This window comes from Bradyrhizobium hereditatis, assembly GCF_020329435.1.
GTDB classification, from domain to species: domain Bacteria; phylum Pseudomonadota; class Alphaproteobacteria; order Rhizobiales; family Xanthobacteraceae; genus Bradyrhizobium; species Bradyrhizobium hereditatis.
The window spans coordinates 264,644-279,483 of sequence record NZ_JAGKJK010000008.1 but is presented as its reverse complement, the minus strand read 5'-3'; the positions used below and the strand labels follow the sequence as shown (position 1 = coordinate 279,483).

General features: G+C 63.7%; 12 protein-coding genes. 2 read left to right on the top strand and 10 right to left on the bottom strand.

Annotation, left to right across the window (positions count from 1 at the left end; all coding sequences use genetic code 11):
• Positions 1–105 precede the first annotated feature (105 nt).
• The gene (locus J6524_RS20645; protein ID WP_225673813.1) at positions 106–882 is read right to left on the bottom strand and encodes a helix-turn-helix domain-containing protein; all 777 of its coding nucleotides are present in this window, start codon (positions 880–882) and stop codon (positions 106–108) included.
• A 76-nt stretch (positions 883–958) separates the two neighbouring features.
• Between J6524_RS20645 and J6524_RS20640 the strand changes: the two genes are divergently transcribed.
• Entirely contained in the window at positions 959–1,381 is a 423-nt protein-coding gene (locus tag J6524_RS20640; protein ID WP_225673811.1) for a nuclear transport factor 2 family protein, read from the top strand.
• 15 nt (positions 1,382–1,396) lie between these two features.
• Here the strand turns inward: J6524_RS20640 and J6524_RS20635 are convergent, their stop codons facing one another.
• The 9 genes from J6524_RS20635 to J6524_RS20595 all read right to left on the bottom strand — a co-directional run bounded on the left by J6524_RS20635 (position 1,397) and on the right by J6524_RS20595 (position 13,143).
• On the bottom strand, positions 1,397–2,197 hold the full coding sequence (locus tag J6524_RS20635; protein ID WP_225673809.1) for an NUDIX hydrolase: 801 nt from the start codon (positions 2,195–2,197) through the stop codon (positions 1,397–1,399).
• 4 nt (positions 2,198–2,201) lie between these two features.
• Positions 2,202–3,155 (bottom strand): dihydrodipicolinate synthase family protein, encoded by a 954-nt coding sequence (locus J6524_RS20630; RefSeq protein ID WP_225673806.1) that lies wholly within the window; start codon positions 3,153–3,155, stop codon positions 2,202–2,204.
• A 43-nt stretch (positions 3,156–3,198) separates the two neighbouring features.
• The gene (locus J6524_RS20625; protein ID WP_225673804.1) at positions 3,199–3,678 is read right to left on the bottom strand and encodes a GNAT family N-acetyltransferase; all 480 of its coding nucleotides are present in this window, start codon (positions 3,676–3,678) and stop codon (positions 3,199–3,201) included.
• A 23-nt stretch (positions 3,679–3,701) separates the two neighbouring features.
• Positions 3,702–4,580 (bottom strand): SDR family oxidoreductase, encoded by an 879-nt coding sequence (locus J6524_RS20620; RefSeq protein ID WP_225673802.1) that lies wholly within the window; start codon positions 4,578–4,580, stop codon positions 3,702–3,704.
• 332 nt (positions 4,581–4,912) lie between these two features.
• Positions 4,913–5,773, bottom strand: coding sequence for a MaoC/PaaZ C-terminal domain-containing protein (locus tag J6524_RS20615; RefSeq protein ID WP_225673800.1), 861 nt, complete (start codon positions 5,771–5,773; stop codon positions 4,913–4,915).
• Between the two features lie 199 nt (positions 5,774–5,972).
• Positions 5,973–6,362, bottom strand: coding sequence for a Zn-ribbon domain-containing OB-fold protein (locus J6524_RS20610; protein ID WP_225673798.1), 390 nt, complete (start codon positions 6,360–6,362; stop codon positions 5,973–5,975).
• Positions 6,362–7,519: a thiolase family protein gene (locus J6524_RS20605; RefSeq protein ID WP_225673796.1), complete on the bottom strand. Its 1,158-nt coding sequence runs from the start codon at positions 7,517–7,519 to the stop codon at positions 6,362–6,364. Before J6524_RS20605 ends, J6524_RS20610 begins: the two co-directional genes overlap by 1 nt.
• A gap of 852 nt (positions 7,520–8,371) precedes the next feature.
• A complete protein-coding gene (locus tag J6524_RS20600) occupies positions 8,372–9,352 on the bottom strand; it encodes a CorA family divalent cation transporter (protein ID WP_225673794.1) in 981 nt (326 codons plus the stop codon).
• Between the two features lie 299 nt (positions 9,353–9,651).
• Entirely contained in the window at positions 9,652–13,143 is a 3,492-nt protein-coding gene (locus J6524_RS20595; protein ID WP_225673792.1) for an indolepyruvate ferredoxin oxidoreductase family protein, read from the bottom strand.
• Positions 13,144–13,418: 275 nt separating this feature from the next.
• Here J6524_RS20595 and J6524_RS20590 point away from each other — a divergent pair, with 275 nt between their 5' ends.
• Positions 13,419–14,672: a cytochrome c gene (locus tag J6524_RS20590; RefSeq protein WP_376712057.1), complete on the top strand. Its 1,254-nt coding sequence runs from the start codon at positions 13,419–13,421 to the stop codon at positions 14,670–14,672.
• Positions 14,673–14,840 lie beyond the last annotated feature (168 nt).

The window sequence follows — 14,840 nt, the reverse complement described above, 5'->3', positions numbered from 1 at the left end:
TGGTCGGGGCCGGGCTCCAGTCGGGGCGCAATATACGATGACTTTCGGGCCATGGGGAACATGCCGGTCGATGGTTAATGGCCGTATATGAGCCGGATTGGCCGCTCATGCCTGGATCGGCACTCCCCTCAGCGCCTTCGCCAGATCGGAAGGCATCATCCCGAACATGTCGCGAAATGCGCTGGAAAAATGTGCCGAGCTCGCGAAGCCGGCGGCATGAGCCGCATCCGTCAGGGATGCGCCCTCACCACAGGCGCGCATCGCGGCGCCCATCCGGTTCCAGATGCGGTATCGCCGCAACGGCACCCCAGTCTCCGCCTTGAACACATGAAGGAAGCGTGACGGGGATAGGCCCGCACGCGCCGCGAGTGTCGTCAGCCGGTTGGCCCGGTGCGGCTCGTCCCGCATGTGCCGCAGCGCCGGAGCAATCCGCCCGTTGGATTTGGCCTGCCTCCCGATGCCTAGGAGTTCACCAAGGGATACGCGGCCTTCTTGCGCGGCGATGCGGTTCTCCGCCAGGTCCGTCAGGACCGCGATAGCGGCGGCCTCTTCCCGAAGATCGAACGCCGCGCGCGGGAGTACGATCGTCATCCGGCAGATCAGCGCCTTGAGGTCGCGTCCGAACGGGTCGACATAGAGGAAGGCCATCCGTCCCCGTTCGATGCGCAGGTGATGCAGGGTGTTGGGCAGGATCAGCACGCTGCGGGCCGAGCGATAGCGGGTTGAGGTATCAGCCGGATCGTCGGCTACTTCCAGCGAACCGTCGAGCCCGACAGCAAGGACTGCGGTGGCGTTCCGGTGCGGAGTTAGGCCAAAGGCCGGGCCCAGATACAGCACGCGCGCCCCCCATCCGATCAGTTTCGCTGGCGCGATCTCGCCCATAGCCAGTTCTTGAAAGCCCCGATGCGCCGGCAGGTCTAGTCATTGCAGATGACAACGACCTGCGAGATGGGCAACGATGGCAAATAACCGATCCGACATCGATAACCAAGCGGCCACCGAGCTTACCCGACAGGCTGTCGGCCGCTACGCTGCGGCATGGCTCGCGGGCGATCGCCCGGCGCTTGCCGCCTGCTATCACGACGACTTCACGCTGCACTATTTCGGCCGTAACCCGCTGGCCGGCCAACATAAGGGCAAGGCCGCCGCGCTCCTCATCCTGGCCGAGGTTACCCGCCGTACCAATCGCCGGCTGCTTGCCATTACCGACGTCATGGCCGGGCCCCAACGCGGCGCGCTGCTGGTCCGCGAGCGCTTTGAGCGCGACGGCAGGACGGCCGAATTCGAGCGCCTGCTGATCTATGCCGTGCGCGACGGATTACTTAGGGAATGCTGGGTCTACGACCAGGATCAGGGGCTGGTCGATACATTCCTTTCATAAACCGCCGGCTCGTGCTCAGCCGACCGAGCCGACCTCGAACACGTCGCCGTCGTAGCCCGCCTCGATCGGAATACGTAGCTGGCGGCCGTTATTGGTCTTGGTCATGACCGGCGTCACGGTGACGATGGATTTGCCGCGGCTATCGTCGAGCGCTGCGTTCACACTGGCCTGCTTGCCGAGCTTGATCAGGTTGCGCGTGGTCGGGAACGGCAGCTTGAAGCGGCCGCTCTCGCCGCCTTCCAGCGCCTCGCGCGGCGACACCCAGATCGAGTCCGTGGACTCCTTACCATCATGGGCGCCGACCTGTTCGGGCGGGGCTGCGGCGAGGAAGAACCAGGTGTCGAACCGCTTGGGCATGCCCTCCGGCGTGATCCAGTGCGCATAGGGCACGAGTTCGTCGAGCGCCAGCACCATGCCGTTGTCGGTCAGCACCTTCAGGAAGGTGATCTTGCCATCGCAGAGGTCGGCCCGATGCGCCGCCTCGATCTCGCTGGCGCGCTTGGCATCGACCAGCGTCTTCGAGCCCTTAGGTCGCGCCAGGAGGATGCCGCTTTCCTCGAAGGTTTCGCGGATCGCGGCGATGCGGAAGCTGAGTGTGGCGTCATCGAGCCCCTCGCCGCCCGAATAGAGCTCGGGGCTAGCGATGATCTCCTTATCGCCCTTGTCGACGCTACCGCCGGGAAACACCAGCGCGCCGGAATTGAAGTCGATCTCATAATGGCGAACCATCATGAAGACCTCGATCTCCTTTCGCTCAGCGCTGTCGCGCAGCAGAAGGATGGTGGACGCGGGACGCGGGGCGACGGTTTCGGCCATAGGACTAACCCGCCGCGCTCGATTGCGGTTGCAGATTGGCGCGGCGGTCGACGCGCGCGACCCGCGACAGCAGGTAGTCAACTTCCGCCCTCGCGGTGGCCGTAATGGTCGCGCCCGGCTTGCGCTGCGCACTTGAGGAAATGATGCCGCGCTTCTGCAGCACGTATTTGCGCACGGAAAGCCCCGCGCCGGGCTGCTGCTCGTAGCGGATCAGCGGCAGATGCGCGTCGAACAGATCATGCGCCGCATCGCGCTTGCCGGCTTTCGATAGTTTGACGACGTCGATCAACAATTCCGGGAATGCATAGCCGGTCATGGCGCCATCGGCGCCGCGCTCCATTTCGAAATCGAGGAACAGCCCGCCATTGCCGACCAGAATGGACAGCGGCCGCAGCGAGCCGTCTTTCTGGAAGTTGCGCAGCGTCGTGATCTTCTCCAGGCCCGGCCAATCCTCGTGCTTGAGCATCACGCAGGACGGCGAGTCCATCACGATCTTGCGGATCACGGCGGGCGTGAAGACGACGTTCAGAGTCAGCGGATAATCCTGCAGCACCCAGGGAATCTCGTCGCCGATCGCCTCCTGCGCCTGCTTGAAGTAGCCGGTAATCTGGTCGTCGGTGCGCAGGTGCGGAGGCGGCGCAATCATCACGCCGGCAGCGCCGGCATCCATGGATGCTTTCGCCAGCGAGCGCATCGAGGCAAAACCCGGCGCCGAGACGCCGACGATGATCTGCATGTTCCTGGCGCGCTTGACGAAGCGGATCGCCACCTGCTCGGCTTCATCAGCATCGAGCTTCGGCGCCTCGCCCAAAATGCCGAGCACGGTGACGCCGTCGCAGCCGACCTCGGCGTAGAAGTCGGTCAGCCGGTCGATCGATTTCTCGTCGATACGACCGTCATCGTGGAACGGTGTCGGCGCGATCGCAAAGGTGCCTGCGGCCTGGGCGGTGAGCTTCATGATTACCTTCTTTGGCAGGGGCTAATGGGGCGGAACGTCTGGGTCATGGATAGCACCAACCAACCTGCCCCTCAAAGCGGCAGATTAAGCCTCGGAATGAGCCTGCCCGGGATCGAGCCGATGGAACAAGCCCATCGTCGATTGCCCCCATGCGGCGGTAAAATTCGGCCGCGCCGGGGTCGGCCTCGATAACCAGCGCCGCGGCGCCGGCCGCACGGGCGGCGGCCTTGGCCCAGTCAAGCAGCTTGCGCCCAGTGCCCGTCCGAAGCATGGCCGGCTCGACGAAGAGCTTTTCAAGCTGGGCCGTGTCGCCACTGGAATTCACCTCGGCGATGCCGGCGATACGGCCGTCGAGTTCAGCCACCTGCACCTGGGACGTCAGGATGGTTGCCGGCGTCAGTGTTAGCTCTTTGCGGCAAGCCGCCATGAATGCATCGTCATACCCCCAGACCGCCTTGGAGCGCAGGCACAGCTCGGTAAGAGCTGCACCTTCCTCGGGACGCGCGGGCCGCAACGCGAGCATGGCACCTCCATCGCACTCGGAGATTAGAACCTTCGCGCACCCATCTTGATCTGTTCTTCGGAGAAAAAGATCTCCTTGGCATGGGTCACGATATCCTCGGCCTTCCACCCCGTGAAAGGCGGCTTCCAGCCTTCCATTTCCATCATCCGCATTTCGCGCACGCCGCGCGGGCCGGAGACGCCGAGCACTTTGCCGGTCTGGTCACCCGAGAGATCGCTGACCATGTAGAGCACCGCCGGCGCGATGCCGTCAGGGCCGAGCGCCGCGCCGGGGTTCTCCTTGTAGCGCGGCAGGTCTGCGGTCATGCGGGTCAGCGCGCCCGGCGCCAGCGTCCAGACCCGGATGTTGTACTTGCGGCCCTCGATCGCCAGCACGTTTGACAGCCCCCAGATACCGCCCTTGGCGGCGCCGTAATTGGTTTGGCCGAAATTGCCGATCAGGCCCGAGGTCGAGGACGTATTGACGATGACGCCGCCGCCGTTCTCGCGCATCCATTTGAACACCGGCTGGGTGCAGCAGAAGGTGCCTTTGAGATGCACCTTGATCACCTTGTCCCAGTTCGACTCCTTGGCCTTATGGAAGGTCTCGTCGAGCAGGATGCCGGCATTGTTCACCAGGATATCGGCGCGGCCGAAATTCTTGATGGCGTCATCGAACACCGATTGCCCGCCCGCCATGGTCGAGATATCGGCGCCGTTGGCGACGGCACGGCCGCCCTCGGCCTTGATCGCATCGACCACCTTCTGCGCCATCGAGACGTCGGCGCCGGAACCGTCGCGGGGACCACCGAGGTCATTGACCACGACCGCCGCGCCCTCGCGCGCGAACAGTTTTGCGTAGGCTTCACCAAGCCCGCCGCCTGCGCCCGTGATGATGGCGACCTTGCCGTCGAGTAATCCCATGGTGTTTTTCTCCCGTTTTGTTTCTTCTTACCTCTCCCCGCTTGCGGGGAGAGGTCGAAATTCGCGTTAGCGAATTTCGGGTGAGGGGGTACAGGTCTCACTACTTTCACAGCTCGCGGTGAGAGCCCCTCACCCCAACCCTCTCCCCGCGAAGAGCGGGGCGAGGGAGCGCACCGCCCTCGCCGCGTCTACCCCAGCACTGTCTTGCCGTCTCGTGTCCCGGACGCGACGCAGCGTGAAACGCTGCTTCGCAGAGCCGGGACCTATCGCCGGCGTGGGCCCCGGCTCAGCAGCGCATCACTACGTGCTGCGCTGCGTCCGGGGCACGAGATTCAACCCAACACCGTCTTGCCGTTCTTGATCACCGTCACGCCCCTCGCCTTCACCTTGGCTTCGAACGAGACGACATTGCCGTCCTTCCACATCTCCATCGTCACGGTCTCGCCGGGATAGACCGGCGATGAGAAGCGCGCGACGTGCTGCTTGAAGGCTGAGGGATCGTAATCGGCGTAGGTCTGCAGCACGCCGCGGCAGGTGATGCCGTAGGTGCACATGCCGTGCAGGATCGGCCGCGGGAAACCGGCTTTCTTGGCGAACTCGGGATCGGAGTGCAGCGGGTTGCGGTCGCCGCAGAGACGATAGACCAGCGCCTGGTCCGGCCGCGTCGTGATGTCGATGACCTGGTCGGGCGCGCGGGTCGGCACCTGGTGCGGCTCAGGCTGGCCTTCGGAAGGACCGCCAAAGCCGCCGTCGCCGCGCGCGAAGCGCGAGGCTACCAGCGTCGCCAGCTTGTCGCCGTTCTCGTCCTTCAGCACCGTCTGGTGGCGGATGACGGCGCCCTTGTCCTTGCCCTTGTCGAAGACGTCAAGCACAGTCGAGTCGGCCGTGATCTTTGCGGCGCTCGGCAGCGGCTTGTGGAAAGTGATGTCGCGCTCGCCGTCGACCACCATCACCCGGTTCAGGTTCATCTCGCCGGGACCTGCGCCCCAGGCCGCCACCGAGGCGAAGGTCGGCACCACCTTCAGGGGACGCGGGGTGAGCGTGCCCTCGTTGACGAAGGCGAGCTCTTTTTCGTCCATCGGATCGGCGCCCATGCCGATGCCGTAGGCGTAGAGCATCACCTCGCGATCGGTATAGGCGTATTTCTGGCCGAGATTTTTCAGGGCCATCAGTTGTTCGTAGTTGATCGGCATTTCGTTTCTCTCCGAACCTTTTCTTCGCGGCGCCTATTGTTGCGCCCTCTCCCCTTGCGGGAGAGGGCTACACAGGCGCCAGCAACAACCTCGCTTGGGAGAGGGGTTGCCTCCACAAATGCATCTCTCTCGTGGAGAGAACCCCTCTTCCGGCGCTTTGCGCCACCTTCCCCCGCAAGGGGGGAAGGTACTTTCCAGGCTAGGCCGCGGTGAAAAACGGCAATGGCGCACCGTCGGTCGGCTTCCACACCAGCTTCACCTTCTGGCCGATCTTCAGGCTCGTTAGATCGCAATCGACGATGTTGGTCTGCAGCGACGGGCCCTCCTTCAGCGTGACATAGGCGATCGTGTACGGTCCGGTCGGCGATTTGCGCATCAGGCTGTAGGTGTAGATCGTCCCCTCGCCGGATGCCTCCTCCCACTCCGTCTTGTCGGAGAAGCAGAACGGGCAGATCGCGCGCGGGAAGTAATGCGGCTCGCCGCAGGCGGTGCAGCGCTTGATCATGAACTTGCCGGCCTTGGCCGCTTCCCAGAACGGCGCGGTTTCCGGATTGGTCACCGGCGCCGGATATTTCTTCACTTCTGCCATCACACGCGCTCCAGAATGCAGGTTGAGGCGGCGTGACGCACGCCAAGGAGTCCGCCGGTGCCGTGGGCAATCGCGAGATCGCAATTCGGCACCTGCACTTTCGGATGCGCTTCGCCGCGCAATTGCCTGACGGCTTCGAGGACCTTCGTCATGCCGCCGCGGTTGACGGGGTGGTTGCTGCAGAGGCCGCCGCCATCGGTGTTGAACGGCAGCTTGCCGACGCCCGAAATGAGATTGCCGTCGGCGACGAACTTGCCGCCCTCGCCCTTCTTGCAGAAGCCGAGGTCTTCGAGCTGCATCAGCACGGTGATGGTGAAGCTGTCATAGATCGAGGCGTATTTGATGTCCTTCGGCGTGACGCCTGCCTCCTCGAAGGCGCGCGGGCCGGACCACACGCCGGCAGAATAAGTGAGGTCGAGATCCTTGCCGCCGCGCGGGCCCTTCATCGCCTCGCCATGGCCGATCAGCCGCACCAGCGGCTTCTTCAGGCTTTTGGCGATTTCCGGCGTGGTCACGATCATCGCGCCGCCGCCGTCGGTGACGACGCAGCAGTCCATGCGATGCAGCGGGTCCGAGATCATCGGCGAGTTCAGGACGTCCTCGACCGTGACGACATCCTTCAGCATCGCATGCGGGTTGTACTGGGCGTGGTGGGAGGCCGCGACCTTGATCCAGGCGAGTTGCTCGCTGGTGGTGCCGTAGTCGTGCATATGGCGCATGGCACACATGCCATAAGCATTGTGCGTAGTCGCGCCATAAGCGGCCTCGAAATCGGCCTCCGCGCCGGCCGCGCGGGCCGGCATCGGGCCGGTTCGCGGCTTGCCGGCGAGCGTCACCAGCGCGACCGAGCATTTGCCGGCGGCGATCGCCTCCGCCGCGTGACCGAGATGGATCAGATAGGAACAGCCGCCGGTCTCGGTGGAATCGACGTGCCGCAGCTTCTTGGTGTTGAGGCCGAGATAATCGACCATCGGCCACAGCCCGCCCGGCGCGTCGCCGGCGAGGAAATAGCCGTCGATATCGTCCTTGGTCAGGCCGGCATCCTCGATCGCGCCCTTGGCGACCTCGGCGTGGAGCTGTGCAGTGGATTTATCGGGTGCGTGCCGGGTGGGATGCTCGTAGATCCCGGCAATGTAGGCTTTGCCCTTGATAGTCAAATCGTTCTCCGCTGACGTTTCTTCTTGCAGAGAGTTTTTCTGGCCTGTTGGGCCGACCTTGGCAAGCGCGGAAATATTCCGCAGGGCGAGACGGTAGCGACTGGACTCAAGTTGGTGGACCCATTGAGCCGCCACATGCACGACTGCCATCCCCGCGAACGCGGGGATCCAGTACGCCGCGGCTTCTCGGTTCAATCACCGACGTCTCTGGGGTACTGGGTCACCCGCCTGCGCGGGTGACGAAAACTGAATATGGGGCCGCGATCTCGCGACATGTTTGCCCGAGGTTTGCATCTTCTTTTCCCGCCCTCTCCAATCAGAGGGCGCAGGGAAGACCGGGTGCGCGCCGCACCCGCGGTCTCGTGTGCAATTATGCGCAAAGAACACGCACACGAGCATACAGGTTCGGCGGGAGCATCCCGGCCTTCCCTGCGCAATGGCTTTACGGCTTACTTCGCGCTCTTCCCGGAGAACGGCTTTATTGCCTCCGTCGCCGGCAAGATACTTCCCGCCGACTTAACGCCAGCACCGCGGCGCCCGAACCACACGACTTCACCGTACGCTTCCGGCGCGCAACGTCTCTCGCGCCATCTGCGTCCATCGCATCTCACCGCGCGTTCGTGACGTTCGCGAGCGCCCCTCATCTTGCGGTGAGACGGGCGGAGTTATGCCGCTGATTTGGGTGAAAACGGAAGCGGAATATTTTTGATTCGCGGGCTTGACACGATTTCTGAAAATCAGAAGTGATTTGCGAACGTCGATGAATTGTAGCCCGCATGAGCGCAAGCGACATGCGGGGTAACGCTGGCCCCGGATATCGCTGCGCTCATCCGGGCTACGGCCAACGGCCGACTACAACGCCTTGGTCCGCCTAAGCAGCCACCAGGTCAGTGCTCCCGCGGCGATCACCAAGAGAAGCGCGTACCAGGTGCCGCCGTCACCGGTCTGGAACGGCATGTCCTTGGTGTTCATGCCGAAGAAGCCGGTGACCAGCGTCGAGGGCAGCATGCACGCGGTCAGGACCGACAGCGTGAACAGGCGCCGGTTGGTGATCGCCGTCATGCGACCGGCGATCTCGTCCTGCAGCAGCCGCGCGCGCTCATAGATCGCGCTGAACTCGTAGTCGAGCGCGTCGAACTTCTGCGCAAGCTTGCGCATCGCCGACAGCAGGGTTTCGGATTCGACGTCCTCGCGCGTCTCCAGGCGATGAAACAGCGCCCGGATCTGCGAGAGCTGCCGCCGCGTGCGGATCGCCTGCAAGCGCACGCGGCCAAGCCGCAAGCGCTCATCGTCGATCTCATCGTGCAGTACATGATTCTCGACGATGTCGAGCTCGTCGCCAAGGCCCGCCGAATAGCGCCCGATCACATCGGCGAACTGGTCGATGATTGCATCGAACAGCGACACTGGGGTTGGAAACTTGCGGCCGCTATCGAGTGCACGTCGTGTCAGCTCGATCGCACGCAGCGGTTTGCGCCGGGCGGTGATCATCAGCTTTGACGAGATCGCAAAGTGCACCCGCAGGAGATCGTCGCCCTCCTGCATGAACTCCTGATGCAGGTCGGGCAAAACGCCGGCGATCTCCTCGCCGAAGATATCGAGGCGGATATGCTCATCGGCATCGAGCAAGGTCTCGCGCGCGATATCGGACAGCGGCGCACTGGCGAGCCAGTCGTGGCAGCGGCGGTTGGACAGGTTGAAATGCAGCCACAGCCAGCCGTGCGGATTGGCGAGTTCCACATCGAGGTTAACGATATCGAGCTTCGTCGCCGAACCGTCGTTCGCGAACCGATAGGCGGAGATGATGCCGATATCGGCGAGGGGCTGGTCCATCTGCTAACCCGTTGCTGGTGCGAAGCAGGCAATGCGTCAACGCAGTGGCAAGCTGATGGCGACTACACCCCATCGGGGCTTGGGAGACAAGCTTTTGATTAAGCGAAGCGTGCCCACCATGCACGAGCGGAGTGTTGGATGGTGGGCACGGCGCGAAGGGCGCCTTTGCCTACCCTACGGCTCTCGTGCCCCGGACGCGGCGCGAAGTGCTGCGCTGCTGAGCCGGGGCCTATGCGGCTAGATGGGTCCCGGCTCTGTGGTGCATCACTGCGTGCTGCACCACGTCCGGGACACGAGAGTCACTCTGCCGCCAATTGCCTTGGCGCGGGCGGCGGGTTGGCGAGGTCGCCGGTGAGTTGGGCGTGGCGGGCCTTGGCGTCCGCGACTGCCTTCTCCTTTACCGGGCCGAAGCCGCGGATGCGGTCAGGCAAGGACAGGAGCTCGACGGCGGTGTCGTGGGTCACGGGCGACAACAGGCCGAGCACGGTATCAACGTCCTTCTCGTAGGCCGTGATCAATTCGCGCTCCAGCTTGCGATCGGCGCTGTAGCCGAAAATGTCGAGCGGCGTGCCGCGCAGGACGCGCAGCTTTGCCAGCGTCCGGAACACCGGCATCATCCAGGCGCCGAACGCGCGCTTCTTCGGACGGCCGAGCGCGTCCTTCGCGCCGCCGAGGATCGGCGGCGCCAGGTTGAAGTTGAACTTGAAGTCGCCCTCGAACTGATCGCGAAGCTGCGCTTCGAAACGGCCATCGGTGAAGAGACGCGCCACCTCGTACTCGTCCTTGTAGGCGAGCAGTTTTGCGTAGTTGATCGCGACCGCATGCGGCAGCGCTTCGCCATAACCGCCATCGATCGCTGCGTCGCGGATGCGCTTCACCAGATTGCGGTAACGCTCGGCCAGCGCAGCGTTCTGATAGTCGGTCAGAAATGCGCTGCGGTGCGCGATGATGTCGTCGAGCGTCATCGTATCCAGCGATTTGGCCGGGACGACGGCCTCGTGATCCTTCATCATCTCCTTGAACCGCGCCGGATCGGCGGCGGCGAGCCGGCCGAGCTGGAAGGCCTGCGTGTTCATCTTGATGGAGACGCCGTTTACCTCGATCGCCTGCTCGATCGCCTTCGCCGACAGCGGCAGCAGGCCGCGCTGATAGGCGTAGCCCAGCATCATGATGTTGGTGGCGATGGAGTCCCCTAACAGGGCTTCGGCCGGCGTGGTGAAATCGAAGAAGGAAGAATCCTTGCGCAGCTCGGTCTCCAGCACCGAGTTGAGCTTGCGGCTCTGGAAATTGAAGTCACGGTTGAGAATGAAATCCGCGGTCGGGATGACGTGGCTGTTGATAATGCCCGCCGTGCGGGTGGACTCGCACAACGTAACCATATCCTTCGATACCGCCACGACTTCATCGGCCGCGAGCACAAGGTCCGCCGTTCCGGTGACGATGCGCGAACAGGTGACATCGGCAGGATGTTCGGAGAGCCGGACGTGGCTGAGCACCGCCCCGCCCTTTTGCGCCAGGCCGGACATGTCGAGGATCATGCTGGCCTTGCCCTCGATATGGGCGGCCATGCCGAGCAGCGCGCCGATCGTCAGCACACCGGTGCCGCCGACGCCGCCGACCGCGATGTTGTAGGGCCGCTCCAGCGACGGGAACGAGGCCGGCTCCGGCAGATCGCCGATGTCGCCGAGACCTGCCGGCGCGCGGCGGCGCGGCTTGCCGCCGTCGATGGTGACGAAGGACGGGCAGAAACCCTTGAGGCAGGAATAGTCCTTGTTGCAGGTCGACTGGTTGATGGTGCGCTTGCGGCCCATCTCGGTTTCCAAGGGCTCGACGGAAATGCAGTTCGACTGCACAGAGCAATCGCCGCAGCCTTCGCACACGGCCGGATTGATCATGACGCGGCGCGCCGGGTCTTCCATCAGGCCGCGCTTGCGGCGGCGGCGCTTCTCGGCGGCGCAGGTCTGCACGAAGACGATCGCCGAGGTGCCCTTGAGCGTGCGGCAGGTCTTCATGACATCCTGCAGCTCGTCACGATGCGCGGTCTTGACGCCGGGCGCGATCTCCGAGGCCGGATAGGCATCGGGATTTTCCGAGACCAGATAGATGTCGCGGATGCCTTCGCTGTGCAGCTGGAAGGTGATCTGCTGCGGCGACAATTCGCCATCGACATGCTGGCCGCCGGTCATCGCGGTCGCGTCGTTATAGAGGATCTTGTAGGTGATGTTGGCGCCCGAGGCGATCGCCTGGCGGATCGCAAGGCTGCCGGAATGGAAGTAGGTGCCGTCGCCGAGATTGGCGAAGACGTGCTCTTCCTTTGTAAAGGGGGCGACGCCGACCCACGGCACGCCCTCGCCTCCCATATGGGTGTAGGTCTCGGTGTTGCGGTCCATCCACAGCGCCATGAAGTGACAGCCGATGCCGGCAAAGGCGCGGCTGCCTTCCGGGACCTTGGTCGAGGTGTTGTGCGGGCAGCCCGAGCAGAAATACGGCGTGCGGGTGACGGGCGCGACCGCCTGCATCTGGGTTGCCTGCCGGCCGTTAAACCAGTCGGCCTTGGCGCGCAGCATCTGGGCGATTTCGGGATTGAGATTAAGTCGAAGAAGTCGTTCGGTCAGTGAACTCGCGAGCGAAGCGACGCTAAGTTCGGCAGCAAAGGTCAAGAAACGCTTGTCGTGATCGTCCATCTTGCCGACGATGCGCGGGCGAACGTCGTCGCGCCAGTTGAACAGCTCCTGCTTGACCTGGTTCTCGACGATCTCGCGGCGCTCTTCGACGATGAAGATCTCTTCAAGGCCAACAGCGAAATTGCGCACGCCTTCCGGCTCGAGCGGCCAGGGCATGCCGATTTTGTAGAGCCGCAGCCCGATTTTGGCGGCGACCTCCTCGGTGACCCCGAGCTCGCGCAGCGCCTGGCGGATGTCCTCGTAGCTCTTGCCTGACGCCATGATGCCGTAGCGGGCATTCGGCGAATCCATGGTGATGCGGTTGATCTTGTTGGCGCGGGCGAAGGCGATTGCGGCATAGCCCTTGTAGTCCTGCAGGCGCAGGTCCTGGGCGTAGCGGTCGTCCGGCCAGCGCAGATTGAGGCCGCCCGGCGGCATCTCGAAATCGGATGGAATGATGAAGGGCTTCATCTCGTCGGTGAGATCGATCTCCGCCGTGGTCTCCACGGTCTCGGTGATCACCTTCATGCCGACCCAGCAGCCGGAGTAGCGCGACATCGCGATCCCCAGAAGGCCCATCTCGATCATTTCATGGATGCTGGAGGGATAGAGATAAGGCATCAGCGCGGAGATGAAGGCGTGGTCCGACTGATGCGGCACGGTGGAGGATTTTGCGCCGTGGTCGTCGCCGGCAAGGCACAGCACGCCGCCATGCTTGGCGGAGCCTGCCGTGTTGGCGTGGCGGAAGACGTCGCCGCAACGGTCGACGCCCGGGCCCTTGCCATACCAGATGCCGACGACGCCATCATATTTGGCGCCTGGCGACAGATTGAGCTGCTGCGAACCCCAGATCGCGGTCGCCGCGAGGTCCTCGTTCACGCCGGGCTGAAACTTGATGTTGTACTGGTCGAGATGCTTTCGCGCGGCAAAGAGCTGCTGGTCATAGCCGCCGAGCGGCGAGCCGCGGTAGCCGGAGATGAAGCCAGCCGTGTTCAGTCCCATCGCGCGGTCGCGGCGGATCTGCGCCATCGGCAGGCGGACCAGCGCCTGGATACCGGTCAGGAAGATGTGGCCAGTGCCTTGGGTATACTTCTGATCGAGACTGATCGGACCCTGGTTGATTCCCATTGCAGCCCTCTTTGCCATAAGCCTTGAGCGCGACGACTGCTTTTAGCTAGTCATCTGAGCTTGTTAGAACCAGTCTATGTCGGATTTTTCCGCACGCGCACTACAAATCTCGCGCGCAAAGCCGCGCTTTGAAAGATCGCAATTTCGTGCCGGGAATAACCGCGGGGCATTTCGGTTTGTGTCGTCCGGAAGCCCCCGCGCGAAATGGCATGACGCCCCTCCTCGCTTCGCTTTCGCGCTATAACGCTCGGGAAGGCCAGATGGTGCAGGGACCCATGCGGACGATTCTCGCCGGCGTATTTTTGTGCACTGCGTTCGCGGTCGCCGACGGCCATGCCCAGTCCAGGACCGAGCCAACGGTTAAGCCTAAGCTTGAGCTCAAGGCCGAACCGACCAGCGAGGACATCGCGCGCGGCAAGGCGCTGACCGAGGCCGGCGACTGCGCAAGCTGCCACACCGCCGATCCCGCAAGACCCTTCGCCGGCGGAAAGCGGATCGACACTCCCTTCGGCGGGATTTATTCGCCCAACCTGACGCCTGATAGCGAGACCGGGCTTGGCGCGTGGAGCGACGACGATTTCTACCGCGCCCTACGCTACGGCGTGGCGCGCGACGGCTCGCGGTACTACCCAGCCTTCCCCTACCCGAACTTCACCAAGCTGACGCGCCAGGACATTTTTGCGATCCGCGCCTATCTCGCGACGCTCACCCCGCTGCACAATCCGCCGCGCGCGCCGGAGCTGCGCTTTCCGTTCAACTATCGCTTCGTGATGCGCGGCTGGAATTGGCTGTTCTTCAAGCCGGGCATAATGATGCCCGATCAGCAGAAGAGCGCGGAATGGAATCGTGGCCGCTATCTGGTCGAGGGCCTCGCGCACTGCGGCGTCTGCCACACGCCCAAAAACATATTTGGCGCGGACAGACGAGGCCGGAAGTTTGGCGGCGGCCTCGTGCAGGGCATGTTCGCGCCACGGCTGGACGGCGCCGAGCGCAGCGGCCTGAAGTCCTGGAGCGTGGAAGACATCACCGAATATCTGCAGAGCGGCCGCAATACGCGCAGCCATGCCGGTCAGTTGATGTCGGAGGTCGTCGTCAATTCGACGTCGAAGATGAGCGATGCGGACGTCCGCGCCATCGCGGTGTACCTGAAGAGTCTTCCGGCCGGTGCACCGGAGCCCAAGGTAACCCCGCCCCCGCCGGCGCAAATGGCCGCCGGCGAAAAGCTCTACAACGGCGCCTGCATCGCCTGCCACGAGGAGGACGGCTCAGGCGCGCCGCGGATCTATCCGCCGCTGCCCGGCAACGCCAATCTGCAATCGGCCGATGCGACGAGTACGCTGCGCATCATCCTCGACGGCGCCGAGACCGTGACGACGCCGCGCGCACCCAACAAGGGATCGATGCCGGGATATGCGGCGAAGATGAGCGATCAGGAGATTGCGGATGTGACCAACTATATCCGCAATTCCTGGGGCAATGCAGCGCCGCTGGTCACGGCGGATCAGGTCGCGAAAGCGCGACGAAAGTAATCGTGTCCGGATGCGGTGCGATACCATCAGCGCGTTCGCGCGCGTGTTCGACGCGCTGGTGACGCGCCGCATAACCGGGACTACACGGCACGTCGTTGTGCAGGGTGGAACCTCAGGGAAGCACTGGTTCCAACATTACGGGTTGGCAACTTTGGCGGAACATCCGAG

Excerpts from the sequence above, each read along its gene's own strand:
- J6524_RS20590 (WP_376712057.1), top strand. The coding sequence starts at position 13,419 with ATGCGGACGATTCTCGCCGGCGTATTTTTGTGCACTGCGTTCGCGGTC.
- J6524_RS20630 (WP_225673806.1), bottom strand. The coding sequence starts at position 3,155 with ATGAAGCTCACCGCCCAGGCCGCAGGCACCTTTGCGATCGCGCCGACA.
- J6524_RS20620 (WP_225673802.1), bottom strand. The coding sequence starts at position 4,580 with ATGGGATTACTCGACGGCAAGGTCGCCATCATCACGGGCGCAGGCGGC.
- J6524_RS20640 (WP_225673811.1), top strand. The coding sequence starts at position 959 with ATGGCAAATAACCGATCCGACATCGATAACCAAGCGGCCACCGAGCTT.
- J6524_RS20625 (WP_225673804.1), bottom strand. The coding sequence starts at position 3,678 with ATGCTCGCGTTGCGGCCCGCGCGTCCCGAGGAAGGTGCAGCTCTTACC.
- J6524_RS20635 (WP_225673809.1), bottom strand. The coding sequence starts at position 2,197 with ATGGCCGAAACCGTCGCCCCGCGTCCCGCGTCCACCATCCTTCTGCTG.
- J6524_RS20595 (WP_225673792.1), bottom strand. The coding sequence starts at position 13,143 with ATGGGAATCAACCAGGGTCCGATCAGTCTCGATCAGAAGTATACCCAA.
- J6524_RS20615 (WP_225673800.1), bottom strand. The coding sequence starts at position 5,773 with ATGCCGATCAACTACGAACAACTGATGGCCCTGAAAAATCTCGGCCAG.
- J6524_RS20600 (WP_225673794.1), bottom strand. The coding sequence starts at position 9,352 with ATGGACCAGCCCCTCGCCGATATCGGCATCATCTCCGCCTATCGGTTC.
- J6524_RS20610 (WP_225673798.1), bottom strand. The coding sequence starts at position 6,362 with ATGGCAGAAGTGAAGAAATATCCGGCGCCGGTGACCAATCCGGAAACC.
- J6524_RS20645 (WP_225673813.1), bottom strand. The coding sequence starts at position 882 with ATGGGCGAGATCGCGCCAGCGAAACTGATCGGATGGGGGGCGCGCGTG.